Origin of the sequence: Blastococcus atacamensis (assembly GCF_002938425.1) — a bacterium.
Taxonomy (GTDB): domain Bacteria; phylum Actinomycetota; class Actinomycetes; order Mycobacteriales; family Geodermatophilaceae; genus Blastococcus; species Blastococcus atacamensis.
Window position 1 is genome coordinate 1 of sequence record NZ_POQU01000078.1, and the last position, 17,689, is coordinate 17,689.

The following is a 17,689-nucleotide window of genomic DNA, read 5'->3' on the forward strand; positions in this document are numbered from 1 at the left end:
CCCCGGCCCCGGCCGCGGCCCCTCCGGCCCGCAGGGAACCCGCTCCCCCGCCGGAGCCGGCCTCACCGGGACGACGGTTCGCCCTCGTCGGCCTGGGCGCGGCGCTGCTGTTCCTCGTGACCGCCTTCTCCCCCAACGAGCTCGTCGGGCACTTCACCGTCTTCGCGCTCGCCGTGGTGGTCGGCTTCTACGTCATCGGGCACGTGCACCACGCGCTGCACACCCCGCTGATGAGCGTCACCAACGCGATCTCCGGGATCATCGTGGTCGGGGCCCTGCTGCAGCTGGGCAGTGACGACGGATTCGTCCGGGCGCTGGCCTTCGTCGCCACCCTGCTCGCCAGCATCAACGTCTTCGGCGGCTTCGCCGTCACCCGCCGCATGCTGGGCATGTTCTCCCGCGGCCCGAGCCCGAAGGGCGCGATCCGATGACCGCCACCTCCGCTGCCTCGGCGGCCTACATCGTCTCGGGCCTCCTGTTCATCCTCAGCCTCGCCGGGCTGTCGAAGCACGAGACGGCCAAGGCCGGCAATGCCTACGGCATCGCGGGCATGACCCTCGCGCTGGCCGCGACCGTCGGCGTGGTCATCGGCGACATCTCGGCGATCGGGCTGATCCTGCTGGTGATCGCCGTGGTGATCGGTGCCGCGATCGGGATCTGGCGGGCCCGCCGGGTCGAGATGACCGGCATGCCCGAGCTCATCGCCCTGCTGCACAGCTTCGTCGGCCTCGCCGCGGTCCTGGTGGGCTGGAACGGCTATCTGTCGGTCGAGGGCGTGGACCCCTCCGACGGAGGCCCGGTCCTCACCGGCGCCGAGTCGGGCATCCACTCCGCCGAGGTGGTGATCGGTGTCTTCATCGGCGCGGTCACCTTCACCGGCTCGGTCGTGGCGTTCCTCAAGCTGTCGGCACGGATCAAGAGCAACCCGCTGGTGCTGCCGGGTAAGAACTGGCTCAACGTCGGGGCACTGGCGCTGTTCGCGGTCCTGACGGTGGTGTTCGTTCTCGAGCCGAACCTGCTGGTGCTGGCGGTCGTCACCGCGCTGGCGCTGGCGCTGGGCTGGCACCTGGTCGCCTCGATCGGCGGCGGTGACATGCCGGTCGTCGTCTCGATGCTGAACAGCTACTCGGGCTGGGCCGCGGCGGCGTCGGGCTTCCTGCTGGGCAACGACCTGCTGATCATCACCGGTGCGCTGGTGGGCTCCTCGGGTGCCTACCTCTCCTACATCATGTGCAGGGCCATGAACCGGTCGTTCCTGTCGGTCATCGCCGGCGGGTTCGGCAACGAGGGCAGCGCGGCGTCGGCCGACGTCGACTACGGCGAGCACACCGAGATCGGTGCCGAGGAGGTCGCGGAGCTGCTGCGCGACGCCGAGTCCGTCGTCATCACCCCCGGCTACGGCATGGCGGTGGCCCAGGCGCAGGGCGCGGTCGCCGACCTGACCCGCAAGCTGACCGACCGCGGGGTCGACGTGCGCTTCGGCATCCATCCCGTGGCCGGCCGGCTGCCCGGCCACATGAACGTGCTGCTCGCCGAGGCCAAGGTCCCCTACGACGTCGTCCTGGAGATGGACGAGATCAACGACGACCTCGCCGCCACCTCCGTCGTCCTGGTCATCGGCGCCAACGACACGGTGAACCCGGCCGCGGCGGAGGACCCGAGCAGCCCGATCGCCGGCATGCCGGTGCTGCGGGTCTGGGAGGCCGAGCGGGTGGTGGTGTTCAAGCGCTCGATGAACACCGGCTACGCCGGGGTCCAGAACCCGCTGTTCTTCCGGGAGAACAGCCGGATGCTGTTCGGCGACGCCCGTGAGCGCGTGGAGGACATCCTCCGCGCCCTGTGAGATCGCTGCGAGATCAGTGCCGAACGTCCCTGTTCCGATAGGCCTCGAGGAACTACGGTAGGTACGTGCGCGGTCACGGACAGGTCAGCGAAGTCCCTGGCGCGATGGCACGCGACCACGTGTGCTGGATCTACCGGGACGACGCCGAGCTGCACGAGGCCGGGATCGCGTTCCTCGCCGGTGGTCTGGCCCGCGGCGAGCGCCTGGTGGTGGTCGGGGAGCGCGCGATCGAGGGGCTGCGCGGAGAGGTCCCGGCCCTCGGGGACGTCGACGCGCTCGTCCTCGCCGGGACGCTCCGGACGCTGACCCTCACGGAGGCCTACGTGGCCGCCGGCGGCTTCAGCGCCGAGGGGCAGCGCGAGTTCTACGACGCCGCCACCCGCCAGGCTCTCGCGGACGGTTACACCGGGCTCCGGGTGCTGGCCGACGTCAGCGACCTGGCCGGGGACCCGGTACACCACGACGAACTGGTGGGCTGGGAGCACGTCGCCGACCACTTCATGGCCAACGGTCCCGGGATGTCGGCGATGTGCACCTACCGGGCCGACCTCCCCGTCGCCGCCCTCGCCGACGTCGCCGCCGTGCACCCGCAGGTGCACGGGCCGGCTGGCACGGCGCCGTTCCGGCTGTTCTTCGACGGGCGACGGCTGGTGCTGGCCGGCGAGGTCGACACGGTCGGCGCGGAGCGCCTCACCCGGGCCCTGAGCGCCTCCCCCACCCACGCCGGGGCGCACGCGCTGGACATGGCCGAGCTGCAGTTCGCCGACGTCGCCGCCTGCCGGGTCATCGCTGCCTGGGCCCGCGCCGTCGTCGAGGACGGCGGTCAGGTGCAGCTGTGGAACGCCCCCGCCCTGCTCCGGCGCACCTGGCGGCTACTGGGCCTCGACGAGTGGGCCGGCGTCTCCTTCGCCGCGGCCGCCTGATCCCGCGCGCCGGGTTGCACGCCCGGCGCAGGTCGCGGACGGTTTCCTGGTGGATCCCTTCCGAGGTCTCGGCCTGCCCCGCATCCCGGGCTTCGGCGAGCTGATCACGCTGCTGCAGACGCAGACCGAGGCGCTGGCCCAGCTCCCCCGCACCCTGTCCGACCTCAACGGCACCGTCCGGCAGCTCACCGAGGCGGTGAGCTCGGCCCGCGAGACGATTGCGTCGGCGCAGCGGATGGCCGAGCGGCTGGAGACGCTGGTCGAGGAGCTCGAGGAGCCGGTGCGGGCGCTCAAGCCGGGACTGGAGCGGGTGGGACGGGTGCTCGACGACCCCGCCGTCGACACGGTGCCCGACACGCTGCGCCGCATCCACGACGACCTGATGCCGCTGATCTCCGGGCTGCGCCAGGCGCAGACCCGAATGGGCACCGTGACCGGCCTGCTCCGTCGCCCGCCCCGCAAGCCGCGGGACGACGAGGAGGACGACGGCTACTGAGCCGGGCCGTCCGCCCCGGGTTCCCGGCGTACCAGGTCACCGACGGCCTCCTCCAGCCGCGCCCAGGTGGAGCTCCACTCGACCAGCGGGTCGAGGATCCGCTCGAAGACGGCGAGCTGAGCATCGAAGGCGTCGAGCTGGGCGCGCATGGCGGCGATGGAGCTGCGCTGGGCGGTGACCATGTCCTTGACCGCGCGCAGCTGGGCGGCCGACATCGCACCGGGCGGGCTGGGCAGGGCCGGCAGGGGCAGCCGCGACGTCGCACTGCCGGCGACCGTGCGGGCCCGGTCGGTGAAGGTGCGCAGCTGGCTGACGAACTCGTCGATCGATCGGCCGACGATCCCGCCTTGCGGTGCGGATCGGTCGGCGTCTCCGGGCTCGGTCATCGTTCTCCTCCAGCTCGATCCGGTGGCCCGACCCTAGGCAGTCGGCCCGTCCGCGGGCGACCCGTCAGACGGCGACCGGTCCGGCGGCAGGCGTCCAGCTGACCGAGAGGCCGTCACGCTGACCGAGAGGCCGTCACGCTGACCGAACCGCTCCAAGATGGTCGCCGCGTACATGCTGGACCCGGACCAGCCCCTCTGCGGTCTGCGACCCGGCGATCAATGTCAGGACGCCGTGCCCGACGACGACGGAGCCGGTGCCGTGCTCGACGAAGGTCGCGACCCAGGCCGCGCCGTCGGTGCTGAACTCCACCTTGCGGCCGACGAGGCGACTCAGGGTCACCTGACTTCCATGCGCACCCGCGACCGCGCATGGCCGGGCGCCGCACGGGAACATGGAAGACGTCCACTCCGCCCGACCCCGGGAGAACCGTGCGCATCCGCGGTCCACTGCTGCCTGCCGTCGCTGCGGCGGCGCTGAGTGTCGCGCTGACCGCCTGCGGCTCCACCGACACCCGCACCGTCTCGGCCACGGCCTCGGCGGCGTCGGAGCCGTCCTCGCCCGCGGAGACCACCGCGCCGGCGTCGTCGTCAGCGGCCCCGTCCACACCGCAGGACCGGATCGGCGCCGTCCTCCAGGAGCTGGACCGGCGCGAGCAGGTCGCTCAGCTCTTCGTGGCCGGCGTGCCGCTGGACGACCTCGACAGCGGGCGCGACGTCGTCCGTGACGGCGTGGGCGGGGTCTTCCTGCACGGTCGCACCACCGCCTCGGCCGAGGATCTGGCCGCGCACACCAGCGAGTGGCAGGAGGCCGCCCCGGGCCCCGGGCTGTGGGTGGCCGCCGACCAGGAGGGCGGGCTGGTGCAGACCTTCAAGGGGCCGGACTTCGAGCTGCTCCCGACGGCCTTGGAGCAGGGCCGGCTGCCCGACGCCGAGCTGCGGGCGCTGGGCGAGCGGATGGGCGCGGCCATGAGCGCGGCGGGGCTGAACGTCAACCTCGCACCGGTCGCCGACGTCGTCCCAGCCGGGTCCGAGGAGGGCAACGAGCCGATCGGCGCGGTGGACCGGCAGTACGGCAGCACCGGTGCCGACGTCGCCGCGGACGTCGCCGCGATCGCCGACGGGCTCGCCGCGCACGGCGTCGTCCCGACCCTCAAGCACTTCCCGGGTCTGGGCCGGGTGCAGGGCAACACCGACACCCGGGCCAGCGTGGTCGACCCGGGCGTGGGCGCGGCGGACGAGCAGGTGACCACCTACTCCGACGCGCTGGCCCGCACGTCGGCCGAGCCCTTCGTGATGATGTCCAGCGCCGTCTATCCGCTGATCGACCCCGAGAACCAGGCGGCCTTCTCCCGGCCGGTCGTCACCGGGCTGCTCCGGGAGGGCCTCGGCTTCGACGGGGTGGTCATCTCCGACGACCTGGCCAACGCCGACGCCGTCGAAGGCGTCCCGCCGGGTGAGCGGGCCGTGCGGTTCCTGGAGGCCGGCGGAACGCTGGTGCTCACCGTGGACGGCGGACCGGTGCCCGAGATGATCGACGCCGTCGTCGCCCGGGCGGAGCAGGACCCGGCGTTCGCCGAGCTCGTCGACGGCGCCGTCCGCACCACCCTCGCCGCCAAGGACCGGGCAGGCCTGCTGGGCTGACGGGTCAGCTGCCGGCGAGCTCGCGCAGCCGGTCGGCATCCCGGACGGCATGGCCGTGCCCGTCGTCGGTGAAGTAGACGTCGACCTCGCGCCCGTCGGCGCGCCATTCCCCCACGCGGACGGCCGGCCAGCGCAGGTCGTCGTCGGAGTACGAGCCGCCGTCGAGGTGCTCGTGGTCCGGCCCGTGCATGCGGACGTGGACGAACGGCGCCGTGGCGCGCGGGACGCACGGCAGTCCGGCAGGTCCTCTTAGTACCAGCCCTTGGCCTGCGAGTGCGACCAGGCGCCACACGGGGAGCCGAAGCGGTTCTCGATGTAGATCAGGCCCGCGTCGATCTGCCGGTAGCCGTCGGAGGTCTTGGCGATCCCGGTGCCCTTCCACGTGGAGTCGAGGAACTGCGCGATGCCGTACGCGGTGCTCGAGGGGTTCTGCGCGTTGGGGTTCCAGCCGCTCTCCTTGCCCCAGAGCTTCTCCAGGCAGCCGAACTCCGAGCTGCTGCCGCCGAGCTTGCTCATGGCGTAGTCCTGGTAGGAGCCGGCGGGGGCGACGGGAGCGGAGGTGCCGCGGCCCGGGCGGGCGGACGACGCGGCTGCCTCGGCGGCCTCGGCGGCGCGCGCCGCCTCCTGCTCCGCGGCGACCCGGGCGGCCTCCTGCTCGGCGGCGACGCGGGCGGCCTCCTCGGCGGCCCGGCGGTCCAGCTCCGCCTGGTCGGCGGCGGCCTGCGCCCGCAGGGCGGCGTCCTGCTCGGCCTGGCGCTCGCTGCGGCTGGCGGCCAGCTCACCGAGCGAGTCCACGGCGGCGACGGCGTGGTCCTCGACGGGGGCCTGCTCGGAGATGCCGAGCTGCTCGGCGACGCTGACCGAGGCCAGCTCGGGCTCGGCCTGGGCGGCCGGCTCGTCGGTCGTGACGACGTTGACCATCAGGGCACCGGCGGCGGCGACCGCCAGCAGGAGGGCGGGGCGGCGGGCCTGCAGCGCCGAGCGGCGATCGCCGGTCGTCGGGCGTGCGGCACGGGTGAGACGAAGGTTCATGGGGGGAAGTGCTCCAGGTGCAGGGCGCGGCGATCCGGCCGGGTCGGCATCGGACACTGCGAAGCGGTCGAGTGGCAGCGGGAGGGGCGGTGCGCCCGGGCACTCAGCGCGGGGAAGGCGCGCGCGAGGCTCCGTACCGGCTGCTGTTCCGTGCAAGGTGGGCCCGCAGGCTCGCCATGCGGCGGTACTCCGTTTCTTCTGTCAGCCGCCTACCGGGTTAGCTGACGGACTCGGGCTCAGAAGTAGCCCTACCCGCTCCGGACAGTGCCCGTCGCGCGATTCGCCCCAGTGCTGCGGTGGGTCCCCGGCTCGTCCGCAGCTCGAAGGCGGCGGGCGACTCGGCGGCGCCCGGCGGACCTCCCCGGGTGGGGAGTGCGTGACCGGCCGGGCCCAGCCACGGTAACCAGCGTTATCCGTTCGTGACAATGCTTTGGGCCGAACTACTGCTTTGTGAGCCCGGTCCCGTCCGCCCTCAGGGCAGCCGCCACACCGTCGTCCGGCGGATCGGCGCGGGCCGGTCGGGCGAGGGCTCGGTGTCGGGCACGTCGTAGGTGGCCAGGGCGCTCAGCCGGTCCTCGGGCAGGTAGACCCGGCCGGGGTCGCCGACGAGCACCTCGGCGCCCCGCGCGCGGGCCGCCTCCAGGAAGGGCAGCACCCGGTCGGTCATCTCCCGGTCATAGCAGACGTCGCCGGCCAGGACGACCGCCACCTCGGGCGGCTCCCGGTCCAGCACGTTCCCGACCGGCGTGATGCCCGTAGCCGCGTTGCGCTCGGCGTTGACCGCGATCGCCGTCAGGGCGAACGGGTCGACGTCGCTGGCCAGGACCGACGTGGCACCGGCCTGGACAGCCGCGACGGCGACCAGTCCGCTGCCCGCGCCGAGGTCCAGCACCGCCTTGCCCGCCACGAGCCCGGGGTTGTCGAGCACGTAGCGGGCCAGGGCCTGACCGCCGGGCCAGGCCGCGGCCCAGAACGGCGGATCGGTCGAGGTGCGCCCCTGCTCGGTCTCCATCGCCTCCCACAGGGCGACGACGTCGGCGGCGATCAGCAGCTCGACCTCGGGCACCAGCTCGGTGCGGACCGGGCGGGTGTGGGCGCGGATGAACTCCGGGGGGACGTCGGGCACGCGGTCAGTCTGCGCGAGCGGCCTGTCGCCGGCTGCCGGCGACCCTGCCGACCAGCCGCCAGTAGCGCCCCGGCATCAGCCGCACGAGCACGTCGGGCACCTTCGCGCTCCAGCCGATGAGCAGCCGCGGACGGCGCTTCTCGATGGCCGCCACGATCTGCGCCGCCGCCTGCTCCGGCGGCATGCGCAGCAGCTTCTCGAACTGCTTGCGGCCCTCCGCGTACTCCTCGGCCGAGACGCCGGAGCCGGTGCGTGCACTCTCGGCGATCCGCGTCCGGATGCCACCGGGGTGCACCACGGTGACGCCGATGCCGTCGTCGGCCAGCTCGTGCCGCAGGGACTCGCTGAAGCCCCGGACGGCGAACTTGCTCGCCGCGTAGGCCGCCTGCCCGGCGGGCGCGAAGATGCCGAACACGCTGGACACGTTGACGACGTGCGCGCCCGGGTGGGCCTTGAGCACCGGCAGCAACGCGTGGGTGAGCCGGACGACGGCGGTGAAGTTGATCGCCATCACCCAGTCGAAGTCCTCGATGCTCACCTGGTCGAAGCGACCGCCCAGCGCCACTCCGGCGTTGTTGACCAGCAGCGTCGTCTCGGGGTGCTCGGCGGCCAGAGTCCCGGCCAGGGCCGCCGTGGCCGTGTCGTCGGCGAGGTCCACGACGTGCGTGGCGACCCGCAGCCCGGCGTGCCGGGCGCGGATCCGGCCCGCGACGTCGTCGAGCCGCTTGGCGTCCCGGTCGACCAGGACCAGGTGGCTGCCCCGGCCGGCCAGGTCGAGCGCCAGCGCCTCACCGATTCCGCTGGCGGCGCCGGTCACGACCGCCGTGCCGCCGGCGAAGACGTAGTCGCGCATCACGCCACCGCCTGCGCACCGGTGACGGTCGCCTTCTCCTGGAAGGTCATGCCCTCGTCCTCCAGCGATCCGCGCTTCATCATCCGGACGTCGAGGATGTAGTTCTGGTGCAGCTTCCACGGCGTGCGGCCCCCCTGCTTGGGCAGCCCGTCGAGGCTGCGCTGCACGTAGCCCGAGGCCAGGTCGAGGAAGGGCGCGTCGGCACCCTCGGGCGGCGCGACCGGCGTGGCCGAGACGTAGCCGCGGGCGTCGAGGTGGTCCAGGAGCCGGCAGACGTAGCGGTTGACCAGGTCGGCCTTCAGCGTCCAGGAGGCGTTGGTGTAGCCGATGACCATGGAGAAGTTCGGCACGCCGGAGAGCATCATCCCCTTGTAGGAGACGGTCTCGGACAGCTCGACCTGCTCGCCGTCGACGAACAGCGTCATACCGCCCGCGGGCAGCAGGTTGAGCCCGGTCGCGGTGACCACGACGTCGGCCTCGAGGTGCTTCCCCGACTCGAGCTGGATGCCGGTCTCTGTGAACGTGGCGATCCGGTCGGTGACGATGTCGGCCCTGCCCTTGCGCAGGGTGCGGAACAGGTCGCCGTCGGGGACGAGGCACAGCCGCTGGTCCCACGGGTCGTACGGCGGGTTGAAGTGCGTGTCGACGTCGAAGCCGGGCAGCTGCTTGGCCGTCAGCCGGCGGATGAGCGAGCGCACCAGCGCCGGGCGCCGGCGGCTCAGCTGGTAGAGCGCGGTGGAGGTGAGCACGTTCTTCCAGCGCACGATCGGATACGAGATCCGGTCGGGCAGCCGCTTCCGGAGCGCCTTGGCCAGCGGGTCGCGCCCCGGCAGGGACAGGATGTAGCTCGGCGTCCGCTGGAGCATGGTGACCTTCTCGGCCTCGTCGGCGAGGTTGGGCACCAGGGTGACCGCGGTGGCGCCACTGCCGATGACGACCACCTTCTTGCCCGAGAGGTCGAGGTCCTCGGGCCAGTGCTGCGGGTGGATCATCTGCCCGCCGAAGCGCTCCTCGCCCTCGAACGTGGGGCGGAAGCCCTCGTCGTAGCGGTAGTAGCCGGCGCAGGTGTGCAGCCAGGAGCAGGTGAGCGTGACCCTCTCGCCGGTGTCGGTGCGCTCGGCGGTCACCGTCCAGCGGTTGTCCGCGCTCGACCAGTCCGCGGAGAGGACCCGGTGGTGGTACCGGATCTTGTCGGTGACGCCGTACTCGCGGGCGGTGTCCTCGATGTAGCGGCGGATGTCGGCGCCGTCGGCGATGGACTTGGACTCCTTCCACGGCCGGAAGGAGTAGCCGAGCGTGAACATGTCGGAGTCCGAGCGGATGCCGGGGTAACGGAAGAGGTCCCAGGTGCCGCCCATCGCGGCCCGGGACTCCAGCACGGCGTACGTGGTGCCGGGCCGCTCGGTCTCGAGGTGGCAGGCCGCTCCGATGCCGGAGAGGCCGGCACCGACGACCAGGACGTCCAGGTGCTCGCTCGCCATGTGCGCACTCTCCGCTTGCTCGTCCGGCCGCGGCCGGGGCTTGGTCGTCGCTCGCAGAACTCTGCGCGAGGACGCTATCGACGCCTTGTCGAACGAGTCAACACCGTGTCGAGTTACGCGGACGCAGCGGCTATCCTTCTGCGCTGTGCCGGCTGCACCGGGGAACGCCCTCAGCACCGGACGCGGCCGCCGGCCCGTCCGGCCCTCCGGTGACGACCGCGAACTGGCGATCCTCGCGACCGCCGAGCGACTGCTGGCCGAGCGCCCCCTGAGCGCCATCTCCGTCGACGACCTGGCGCGCGGCGCCGGGATCTCCCGGCCCACCTTCTACTTCTACTTCTCGTCGAAGGACGCCGTCCTGCTGACCCTGCTCGACCGGGTCGTCGCCGAGGCCGACACCGCGATGGCGCAGGTCTTCGGCGCCCCGGCGGCCACCGCCCGCGAGGGCTGGGAACGGGCGATCGCCGCTTACTACGAGACCTTCCGCGCCCACCGCGCCCTCACCGTGGCCTGGGCGGAGGCGCGGTCGAGCAACGCCGAGGTGCGAGCACTCTGGTCGTCGGTGTTCGAGCGCTGGGTGCAGCAGTGCGCCGACGCCATCGAGGCCGAGCGGGCGCGCGGGGCGGCCCCACCGGGTCTGCCCGCCCGGGACCTCGCGATCGCGCTCACCTCGATGAACGAGCGCGTCATCTACGCGACCTTCACCGGCGACGGGCCCTCGCTCGCGGAGTCCGACGTCGTCCGGGTCCTGCTGGGCGTGTGGCTGTCCTCGGTCTACGGCGCGGTCGAGGGCGGCTGACTCACCCCTCCCCCGCTCACAACTCCAGGGTGGCCACGGTGCTGCCGGTGAGGCTGCCGAACCAGAGCCGGCCGCGCGCCTCCCGGACCCCGGTCAGCATCTCGAAGCGGGGATCTCCCCGCTGAACCGGTGCACCACCCGGCCCTCGGCGTCGACGGCCAGCACACCGAGCGTCCGCCCGGGACTGGGCTGCAGGCTCGGGGACAGCTTGCTGAGCAGGACTCGCAGCGGCGCGGGGAGGCGATGGATCGCCGTCAGGGCGGCCACCCGCGGACTGGGCAGCGTGATCCACACCAGCCCGTCGAACCCCAGGGCGATGTTGTCGGGGTGCCCGGGCAGGTCGTCGACGAAGACCTTCGGAGGAGCAGACCAGCAGATCGCCCTCGCCGAGGGCGCCGACCGTGACCACCGTGGTCCCGCTGAAGTCGCGCACGCCGTACTCCGCTCCGGACCGCGGGGCGTCCGCAGGTCCGCGGCAGTCTGCCCGACGTCCGCGACGGGTCAGTCCGCGGTGAACGCGTGCCCGCCGTGCCCGCTGCGCACCACCGTCACCGGGCACGGCGCGTGGTGGACCAGCTGGTCACCGACCGAGCCCAGGAGCAGGCCGGCGAAACCGCCTCTCCCCCGCGCACCGACGACCAGCAGGTCGGCTCCCTCGGCGGCGCCGAGCAGGGCCTGCACCGGCGCGCGGTGCACGACGTGCGGGGTCACCCGCACCGCCGCGTCGAGGCCGGCCGCCGCGACCTGCGCGGACAGCTCATCGAGCACCGCCCGCTGCCAGTCCGCCAGGGGCGGTACGTACCCCGGCTCCCAGGTCGCGGGCCGCGGCGCGGTCGTCATCGACCAGCCGCGGACGACGTGCAGGTCGAGGCCGGCCCGCAGCGCCAGCCGGCCGGCCCACCGCAGGGCCTCCTGGGCACAGGCCGAGCCGTCGTGCCCCACGACGATCCCGCCGTTGATGGGCACGGTCTCGTGCACCTCGTCCACTCCTGACCGCCTTTCCTGGTCCGCCGGTCGGGCCGGCCTCCCACCGGCGGGCTCAGGCGGGAACCGGTTCCCCCGGTCCGCCGACCAGGACGAGCTCGTCGGCATCGGAGACCCCCACGGCCCGGAGCGCCTCGCCGAGCCGGTCGGTGAGCTCCCGGAGGGCGGCCCGCGCCTGCTCGCGCTGGCGGTGCAGGTCGGCTACCTCGGCGGCGAGCCGGCGGCGCTCCTGCAGGGCCTCGGCGGCCAGCTTGTCCCGCTCCTCGGCGGCCTCCCGCAGCAGGGCCTCGGCACCCCGGCCGGCCTGGGCCAGCAGGGCCGCTGCCTCCGCACGATCGCGCTGGGCGTCGGCCCGCAGCTGGTCGGCGACGTCGGCGGCCATCTCGCGGATCTCGTGCGCCTTGCGCAACCGCGCGTCGGCCTCCAGGCGTGCTTCGGCGAGGATCCGGTCGGCCTCGCTCTCCGCGGCCGCCACGACCTCCGCGGCCTGGTCCTCGGCGAGCCGGAGGATCTCCCCCACCCGGTCGCTGACCACCGGCCGGGCCGGGGCGCGCTCCGCGAGCAGCCGCCGGGAGATCTCCAGCTCCGTGGCACCGGCGACCACCCGGTCGAGCAGGTGCTCCCGCTCCCGCTGCGCCGCGGCGAGCTCGCTCTCGGCCCAGGCGACGTAGTTGTCCACCTCGAGGCGGTCGTAGCCACGGACCGACCCCCGGAACACCGGGCGGTGGTCGAGCAGCGACTCCAGATCGCCGGCGAGGCGCGGCGGCTTCCCGGCGGGACCCTCCGCCGCCTCACCGTCGACGACACGGTTGTCGACGAATTCGACACGCCGGACCGAGCGCATGTGCCCCCCTGGGAAGTTAGGTGCAACCGAATCTGCCAGATGCCGTCGGGCGCACCGGCCGCCGTGACAGGGCCGTGATCCGCCACGCCGGAGGCCCGTGGTGCCACGTCGCCGCGTACCGGGCCGACTACGGACCGCTGCCTGGAGCGCTCCTCCCCCGCCGGGGGTGCCGGGCATAGCTGCGGGTGCCGCCGCGTTGAGACCGGTGAGATAGTTGCACTCTCAACTAGACGGAGGCGGACATGCAATTCGGCATCTTCACGGTCAGCGACATCACGACCGACCCGACCACCGGCCGCACCCCCACCGAGGCGGAGCGCCTCCAGGCGGTCCTGACCATCGCGCAGAAGGCCGAGGAGGTCGGACTCGACGTCTTCGCCCTCGGCGAGCACCACAACCCGCCGTTCTTCTCCTCCTCCCCCACGACGACCCTGGCCTGGATCGCCGCGAGGACCGAGAAGCTCCAGCTCTCCACGTCCACGACGCTGATCACCACCAACGACCCGGTGAAGATCGCCGAGGACTACGCGATGCTGCAGCACCTCGCCGGCGGCCGCGTCGACCTGATGATGGGCCGCGGCAACACCGGACCGGTGTACCCGTGGTTCGGCCAGGACATCCGCAACGGCATCGAGCTCGCCGTCGAGAACTACGCGCTGCTGCGCCGGCTCTGGACCGAGGACGTCGTCGACTGGCAGGGCAAGTACCGCACCCCGCTGCAGGGCTTCACCTCCACGCCTCGCCCGCTCGACGGCGTGCCGCCGTTCGTGTGGCACGGCTCGATCCGCAGCCCCCAGATCGCCGAGCAGGCCGCGTACTACGGCGACGGCTTCTTCTCCAACCACATCTTCTGGCCGGCCGAGCACACCCAGCGGATGGTCGAGTTCTACCGCCGTCGCTACGAGCACTACGGCCACGGCACCGCCGACCAGGCCATCGTGGGGCTCGGCGGCCAGGTGTTCATGCGGAAGAACAGCCAGGACGCCGTGAACGAGTTCCGCCCCTACTTCGACAACGCGCCGGTCTACGGCCACGGCCCGTCGCTCGAGGACTTCAGCCGCGAGACCCCGCTGACGGTCGGCTCCCCGCAGCAGGTCATCGAGCGGACCCTCGGCTTCCGCGACTACGTCGGCGATTACCAGCGCCAGCTGTTCCTCATCGACCACGCGGGCCTGCCGCTGAAGACGGTGCTGGAGCAGCTCGACATCCTGGGCGAGGAGGTCGTGCCGGTGCTCCGCAAGGAGTTCGCCGCGCTCAAGCCCGCGCACGTGCCCGACGCCCCGACCCACGCCTCGCGCGTGGCCGCGGCCGGCGGGGCCAAGGACGTCACCGTGCACGCCGCCGGTGACGGCGTGACCGGGCAGGCCCCCGGCCGGGCCACCGAGAAGGCGACCCGATGAGCACCCGCACGCTGGCGGTCGTCAGCGCCGGGCTGGGCGTCCCGTCGTCGACCCGGCTGCTGGCCGACCGGCTGACGGCGACGACGGCGGACGCCCTGCGGGAGAGGGACGTCCCCGTCACCGTCGAGGTGGTGGAGCTGCGGCAGCACGCCCGCGACCTGGCCGACAACCTGCTCACCGGCTTCCCCAACCGGTCGCTGAAAGGGGCGGTGGACACCGTCGTGGGGGCCGACGGGCTGATCGCCGTCACCCCGGTCTTCTCGGCGTCCTACAGCGGCCTGTTCAAGACGTTCTTCGACGTCCTGGACAAGGACGCGCTGACCGGCAAGCCGGTGCTGTTGGGCGCGACGGCCGGCACCGCGCGGCACTCGCTGGTGCTGGAGCACGCGATGCGTCCGCTCTTCGCCTACCTGCGCGCGACGGTGGCTCCCACCGCGGTGTTCGCCGCCTCCGAGGACTGGGCCACCGGCGACACCGGCACACCCGCCCTCACCGGCCGGGTGCGCCGGGCCGCCGGGGAGCTCGCCGACCTGGTGGCCGGCCGTCCGCCGGCGGTTCCGGCCGATCCGTTCGCCGATCCGACGACGTCGTTCGAGGACCTGCTCCGCGGCGGCGCCTGACCCCGCCCCAGCGACCGAGGCGCTCAGCCCACCGCGGTGCCCGACGGCGGCGCGCTGCCACCCTGCGGCGACTCCCCCGCCATGATGGCGGCGATCGCCGCCCGGTCGGCCGCCGACGGGAGGCCCCACCCCGGCTCGTAGCCGTAGACCTCGTCGAGCGGCCGCGACTCCGTCCGGCCCGTCAGCACCTCGACCGAGCCGGTGTCGATGAGCCCGGGGTGCTCGACACCGCAGGCCTCGGACACCTTGAGCAGGTCACGCCGCAGGGTGCGCACGTAGTTGGCCAGCCGGACGGACTTGAGCGCCGGGTCCAAGCCGTGGGCCAGCCATGCGTTCTGCGTCGCGACGCCGGTCGGGCAGGTGTCGGTGTGGCACTTCTGCGCCTGGATGCAGCCGATGGCCAGCATCGCCTCACGGGCGATGTTCACCATGTCGCAGCCGAGCGCGAAGGCGACGACTGCGTTGTCGGGCAGCCCGAGCTTGCCGCCGCCGACGAAGACGACGTCCTCGGCCAGCCCCGCCCGCGCGAAGGTGGCGTGGACGCGGGCGAAGCCGAGCTGGAAGGGCAGCGACACCGAGTCGGTGAAGATCAGCGGAGCCGCCCCGGTGCCGCCCTCGCCGCCGTCGACGGTCACGAAGTCCACGCCCCGGCCGGTGCTGGCCATGAGTGCGGTCAGCTCGTCCCAGAAGGCCATGTCGCCGACTGCGGACTTGATGCCGACCGGCAGGCCGGTCGCGTCGGCGAGGAGCTCCACCCAGTCCAGCAGGCTGTCGACGTCGGAGAACTCCGCGTGCCGGGACGGGCTGACGCAGTCCACCCCCTGGGGCACGCCGCGCGCGGCGGCGATCTCGGCCGACACCTTCGCCGCGGGCAGCACACCGCCGAGACCCGGCTTGGCGCCCTGGCTGAGCTTGATCTCCAGCGCCCGCACCGGAGCCCCGGCCACCAGGTCGCACAGCCGCTGGAGGTCGAACCGGCCCCGTTCGTCACGGCAGCCGAAGTAGGCGGTGCTGATCTGGAACACCAGTTCGCCCCCGTGCCGGTGGTGGGCCGAGAGCCCGCCCTCCCCCGTGTTGTGCAGGCAGCCGGCCATGGCCGCACCGCGGTTGAGCGCCTCGACGGCCGCCCCCGACAGCGAGCCGAAGCTCATCGCCGACACGTTGACCACCGAGCCGGGGCGGAAGGCCTGCGCCCGGCCGCGTGCGGCGCCCAGCACCTTGGCGCACGGCAGCTCGACGTGCTGGCCGGCCTGCACGTGGGAGGCGGGGACGGCCCGGCCGAAGGTGCGGTGCTTGATCACCGGGTAGCCGGCGGTGTACTCCAGGTCGTTGTCGGTGCCGAACCCGAAGTAGTTGTTCTCCTGCTTGCTCGAGGCGTAGACCCAGCGCCGCTGGTCCCGGGTGAACGGCCGCTCCTCGTTGTTGCCGGCCACGAGGTACTGGCGCAGCTCCGGGCCGATGGCCTCCAGCAGATACCGGGCATGGCCGACCAGCGGGTAGTTGCGCAGCAGGGTGTGCTCGCGCTGGAGGAGGTCGCGGACGGCGACCGCGGTCAGCGCCGAGATGCCGGCGGCCGCGGCACGTGCAAGAAGCGCCATGCCCCACTATCGCGCGGAGCGGGCCGGTGCGCAGTGGCTGCGGCCGGCCGGGCGCACGAGGGTCCGCCGGGCCGGCCGCACCGCGTCACAGGAACAGGCTCAGCACCAGCGCGATCAGGAAGCCGATGGTGCCGAGCAGAGTCTCCATCACCGTCCAGGTCTTGAGCGTCGTCTTCTCGTCCATCCGGAAGAACCGGCTGACCAGCCAGAACCCCGAGTCGTTCACGTGCGAGAGCACGGTGGCCCCGCCGGCGATGGCGATGACGATGAGCGCGAGGTCGGACGACGAGAGGCCGTCGGTCGCCTCCACGACCGGGGCCATCAGCCCGGCCGCCGTCGTCAGCGCGACCGTCGCCGAGCCCTGGGCCACCCGCAGCAGCACCGAGACGACGAAGGCCGCCACGATCACCGGCAGCCCGATGTCGCCCAGCACGTCGGCCAGCGCCGTCCCGATCCCGCTGGCCCGCAGGACGCCGCCGAACATGCCGCCGGCACCGGTGATCAGGATGATCGCGCAGACCGGCCCCAGGGCGCTGTTGACGATCGACTCCACCTGGGCGCCGCTCTCCCCCCGCCGCAGGCCGAGCACCACGCTGGCGACCAGCACGGTGATGAGCAGGGCCACGGGCGTGGCGCCGAGCAGCTGACCGGCGCGCACCACGAACGACTCCTCGTCCAGCGTGCCGGCGGTGGCCAGGGTGCTGAGCCCGGTGTTGAGGAAGATCAGCACCAGCGGCAGCAGCAGGAGGCCCACGACCGTGCCGAACCGCGGCGGGGCCGGCCGGGTCGCGGTCTCCGTGCGCGTGCCGCCCCCGGACGCGATCGCCGGCGAGGTGCCCTCGACCGAGGGGTCCGGGGTGTCGTCCTGCGTCGCGCCGCCGCCCAGGATGTCGGGGACGGCGACGTCGTAGCGGCGACCGGCCCACAGGCCGAACAGGTAGCCGCCGAGGTACCAGGTCGGCAGGCCGACCAGCAGGCCGAAGACCAGGACCAGGCCGATGTCGGCACCGATCAGCTCGGCGGCGGCGACCGGGCCGGGGTGCGGCGGCACGAAGGCGTGCATGACCGCGAACGCGCCGGCGACCGGCAGCCCGTAGGTCAGCAGCGAGCCACCCAGCCGCAGGGCCACGGTGAAGACGATGGGCAGGAAGACGACGAGCCCGGCGTCGAAGAAGATCGGGAAGCCGAACAGCAGCGCGGCCACGCCGAGGGCCAGCGGCGCCCGCTTCTCCCCGAAGCGGCGGATGAGGCTGTCGGCCAGCACCTGCGCCCCGCCGCTGTGCTCCAGGAGCCGGCCGAGCATCGCGCCGAGCCCGACCAGCAGCGCGACGCCAGCCAGTGTGCTGCCGAAGCCGGTCGTCAGGGTGCCGACGACGTCCTCCAGCGGGATCCGGGTGGCCAGCGCAGTGAGCAGGCTGACCAGGATCAGCGCCAGGAAGGCGTGCAGCTTGAGCTTCATGATCAGGAACAGCAGGACGCCGACCGCCGCCGCCGCGATCAGCAGCAACGGTCCGGCGCTCAGGACGGGTTCGACCTCGGGCACGGTTCCTCCGCGGGGTGGGACGGGGCGTGGGGAGCGCTGTTCGCCGACGGGGTGCCGTCGTCGAGCGCGGTCAGGATGTCACCGAGGGCCGTCGTGGACCGGACCATCAGCGGGCGCAGC

20 protein-coding genes and 1 riboswitch are annotated in these 17,689 nt (G+C 73.2%); of the genes, 8 read left to right on the forward strand and 12 right to left on the reverse strand.

Annotated features, from left to right (window positions below):
* From C5508_RS15610 to C5508_RS15625, 4 genes are all read left to right on the forward strand, one after another.
* Window positions 1-431: proton-translocating transhydrogenase family protein (locus tag C5508_RS15610; RefSeq protein WP_232797186.1), on the forward strand; the 431-nt coding region annotated here is incomplete at its 5' end.
* A complete protein-coding gene (gene pntB / locus C5508_RS15615) occupies window positions 428-1,843 on the forward strand; it encodes a Re/Si-specific NAD(P)(+) transhydrogenase subunit beta (RefSeq protein ID WP_104525865.1) in 1,416 nt (471 codons plus the stop codon). The genes C5508_RS15610 and pntB, both read left to right, overlap by 4 nt.
* 104 nt (window positions 1,844-1,947) lie before the next feature.
* Entirely contained in the window at window positions 1,948-2,766 is an 819-nt protein-coding gene (locus C5508_RS15620) for an MEDS domain-containing protein (protein ID WP_104525866.1), read from the forward strand.
* Between the two features lie 49 nt (window positions 2,767-2,815).
* Window positions 2,816-3,262: a hypothetical protein gene (locus C5508_RS15625; protein WP_104525867.1), complete on the forward strand. Its 447-nt coding sequence runs from the start codon at window positions 2,816-2,818 to the stop codon at window positions 3,260-3,262.
* On the opposite strand, the gene C5508_RS15630 is transcribed toward C5508_RS15625, so the two are convergent.
* Window positions 3,256-3,648, reverse strand: coding sequence for a hypothetical protein (locus tag C5508_RS15630; RefSeq protein WP_104525868.1), 393 nt, complete (start codon window positions 3,646-3,648; stop codon window positions 3,256-3,258). The genes C5508_RS15625 and C5508_RS15630 overlap by 7 nt on opposite strands.
* 133 nt (window positions 3,649-3,781) lie before the next feature.
* Window positions 3,782-3,988 carry a hypothetical protein gene (locus tag C5508_RS15635; RefSeq protein ID WP_104525869.1) on the reverse strand — a complete coding sequence of 69 codons (207 nt, stop codon included), beginning with the start codon at window positions 3,986-3,988 and terminating at the stop codon, window positions 3,782-3,784.
* 89 nt (window positions 3,989-4,077) lie between these two features.
* On the opposite strand from C5508_RS15635, the gene C5508_RS15640 reads away from it, so the two are divergent.
* The gene (locus tag C5508_RS15640) at window positions 4,078-5,289 is read left to right on the forward strand and encodes a glycoside hydrolase family 3 N-terminal domain-containing protein (protein WP_104525870.1); all 1,212 of its coding nucleotides are present in this window, start codon (window positions 4,078-4,080) and stop codon (window positions 5,287-5,289) included.
* Between the two features lie 4 nt (window positions 5,290-5,293).
* On the opposite strand, the gene C5508_RS20010 is transcribed toward C5508_RS15640, so the two are convergent.
* From C5508_RS20010 to C5508_RS15660, 5 genes are all read right to left on the reverse strand, one after another.
* On the reverse strand, window positions 5,294-5,581 hold the full coding sequence (locus C5508_RS20010) for a DUF72 domain-containing protein (protein ID WP_198598121.1): 288 nt from the start codon (window positions 5,579-5,581) through the stop codon (window positions 5,294-5,296).
* Complete coding sequence (locus tag C5508_RS20015; RefSeq protein WP_198598122.1) at window positions 5,539-6,321, reverse strand: aggregation-promoting factor C-terminal-like domain-containing protein; 783 nt, start codon at window positions 6,319-6,321, stop codon at window positions 5,539-5,541. The genes C5508_RS20010 and C5508_RS20015 overlap by 43 nt, the downstream gene beginning before the upstream one ends.
* Window positions 6,322-6,512: 191 nt before the next feature.
* Window positions 6,513-6,660: riboswitch (cyclic di-AMP (ydaO/yuaA leader) on the reverse strand.
* Between the two features lie 133 nt (window positions 6,661-6,793).
* Window positions 6,794-7,447, reverse strand: coding sequence for a class I SAM-dependent methyltransferase (locus C5508_RS15650; protein ID WP_104525872.1), 654 nt, complete (start codon window positions 7,445-7,447; stop codon window positions 6,794-6,796).
* 4 nt (window positions 7,448-7,451) lie between these two features.
* Window positions 7,452-8,300 (reverse strand): SDR family NAD(P)-dependent oxidoreductase, encoded by an 849-nt coding sequence (locus C5508_RS15655; protein WP_104525882.1) that lies wholly within the window; start codon window positions 8,298-8,300, stop codon window positions 7,452-7,454.
* Window positions 8,300-9,781, reverse strand: a complete 1,482-nt coding sequence (locus tag C5508_RS15660) for a flavin-containing monooxygenase (protein WP_104525873.1) — start codon at window positions 9,779-9,781, stop codon at window positions 8,300-8,302. Before C5508_RS15660 ends, C5508_RS15655 begins: the two co-directional genes overlap by 1 nt.
* Before the next feature lie 145 nt (window positions 9,782-9,926).
* Between C5508_RS15660 and C5508_RS15665 the strand changes: the two genes are divergently transcribed.
* Complete coding sequence (locus C5508_RS15665) at window positions 9,927-10,580, forward strand: TetR/AcrR family transcriptional regulator (protein WP_104525874.1); 654 nt, start codon at window positions 9,927-9,929, stop codon at window positions 10,578-10,580.
* A 93-nt stretch (window positions 10,581-10,673) separates the two neighbouring features.
* Here the strand turns inward: C5508_RS15665 and C5508_RS15670 are convergent, their stop codons facing one another.
* From C5508_RS15670 to C5508_RS15680, 3 genes are all read right to left on the reverse strand, one after another.
* Window positions 10,674-10,874 carry a hypothetical protein gene (locus C5508_RS15670; protein ID WP_104525875.1) on the reverse strand — a complete coding sequence of 67 codons (201 nt, stop codon included), beginning with the start codon at window positions 10,872-10,874 and terminating at the stop codon, window positions 10,674-10,676.
* Window positions 10,875-11,081: 207 nt separating this feature from the next.
* Window positions 11,082-11,558, reverse strand: a complete 477-nt coding sequence (locus C5508_RS15675) for a universal stress protein (RefSeq protein WP_232797187.1) — start codon at window positions 11,556-11,558, stop codon at window positions 11,082-11,084.
* Window positions 11,559-11,619: 61 nt separating this feature from the next.
* On the reverse strand, window positions 11,620-12,408 hold the full coding sequence (locus C5508_RS15680; protein WP_104525877.1) for a hypothetical protein: 789 nt from the start codon (window positions 12,406-12,408) through the stop codon (window positions 11,620-11,622).
* Window positions 12,409-12,650: 242 nt separating this feature from the next.
* Between C5508_RS15680 and C5508_RS15685 the strand changes: the two genes are divergently transcribed.
* On the forward strand, window positions 12,651-13,808 hold the full coding sequence (locus C5508_RS15685; RefSeq protein WP_104525878.1) for an LLM class flavin-dependent oxidoreductase: 1,158 nt from the start codon (window positions 12,651-12,653) through the stop codon (window positions 13,806-13,808).
* A complete protein-coding gene (locus C5508_RS15690; RefSeq protein ID WP_104525879.1) occupies window positions 13,805-14,428 on the forward strand; it encodes an FMN reductase in 624 nt (207 codons plus the stop codon). The genes C5508_RS15685 and C5508_RS15690 overlap by 4 nt, the downstream gene beginning before the upstream one ends.
* 23 nt (window positions 14,429-14,451) lie before the next feature.
* Here C5508_RS15690 and C5508_RS15695 read toward each other — a convergent pair whose 3' ends face one another.
* Entirely contained in the window at window positions 14,452-16,026 is a 1,575-nt protein-coding gene (locus C5508_RS15695; RefSeq protein ID WP_104525880.1) for an FMN-binding glutamate synthase family protein, read from the reverse strand.
* An 85-nt stretch (window positions 16,027-16,111) separates the two neighbouring features.
* Window positions 16,112-17,569 carry a GntP family permease gene (locus C5508_RS15700; RefSeq protein WP_104525881.1) on the reverse strand — a complete coding sequence of 486 codons (1,458 nt, stop codon included), beginning with the start codon at window positions 17,567-17,569 and terminating at the stop codon, window positions 16,112-16,114.
* Window positions 17,570-17,689: the final 120 nt, after the last annotated feature.

Coding starts and splice junctions, on each gene's coding strand:
- C5508_RS15630 (WP_104525868.1), bottom strand. CDS start 3,648: ATGACCGAGCCCGGAGACGCCGACCGATCCGCACCGCAAGGCGGGATC.
- C5508_RS15660 (WP_104525873.1), bottom strand. CDS start 9,781: ATGGCGAGCGAGCACCTGGACGTCCTGGTCGTCGGTGCCGGCCTCTCC.
- C5508_RS15680 (WP_104525877.1), bottom strand. CDS start 12,408: ATGCGCTCGGTCCGGCGTGTCGAATTCGTCGACAACCGTGTCGTCGAC.
- pntB (WP_104525865.1), top strand. CDS start 428: ATGACCGCCACCTCCGCTGCCTCGGCGGCCTACATCGTCTCGGGCCTC.
- C5508_RS15655 (WP_104525882.1), bottom strand. CDS start 8,300: ATGCGCGACTACGTCTTCGCCGGCGGCACGGCGGTCGTGACCGGCGCC.
- C5508_RS20015 (WP_198598122.1), bottom strand. CDS start 6,321: ATGAACCTTCGTCTCACCCGTGCCGCACGCCCGACGACCGGCGATCGC.
- C5508_RS15685 (WP_104525878.1), top strand. CDS start 12,651: ATGCAATTCGGCATCTTCACGGTCAGCGACATCACGACCGACCCGACC.
- C5508_RS15620 (WP_104525866.1), top strand. CDS start 1,948: ATGGCACGCGACCACGTGTGCTGGATCTACCGGGACGACGCCGAGCTG.
- C5508_RS15695 (WP_104525880.1), bottom strand. CDS start 16,026: ATGGCGCTTCTTGCACGTGCCGCGGCCGCCGGCATCTCGGCGCTGACC.
- C5508_RS15690 (WP_104525879.1), top strand. CDS start 13,805: ATGAGCACCCGCACGCTGGCGGTCGTCAGCGCCGGGCTGGGCGTCCCG.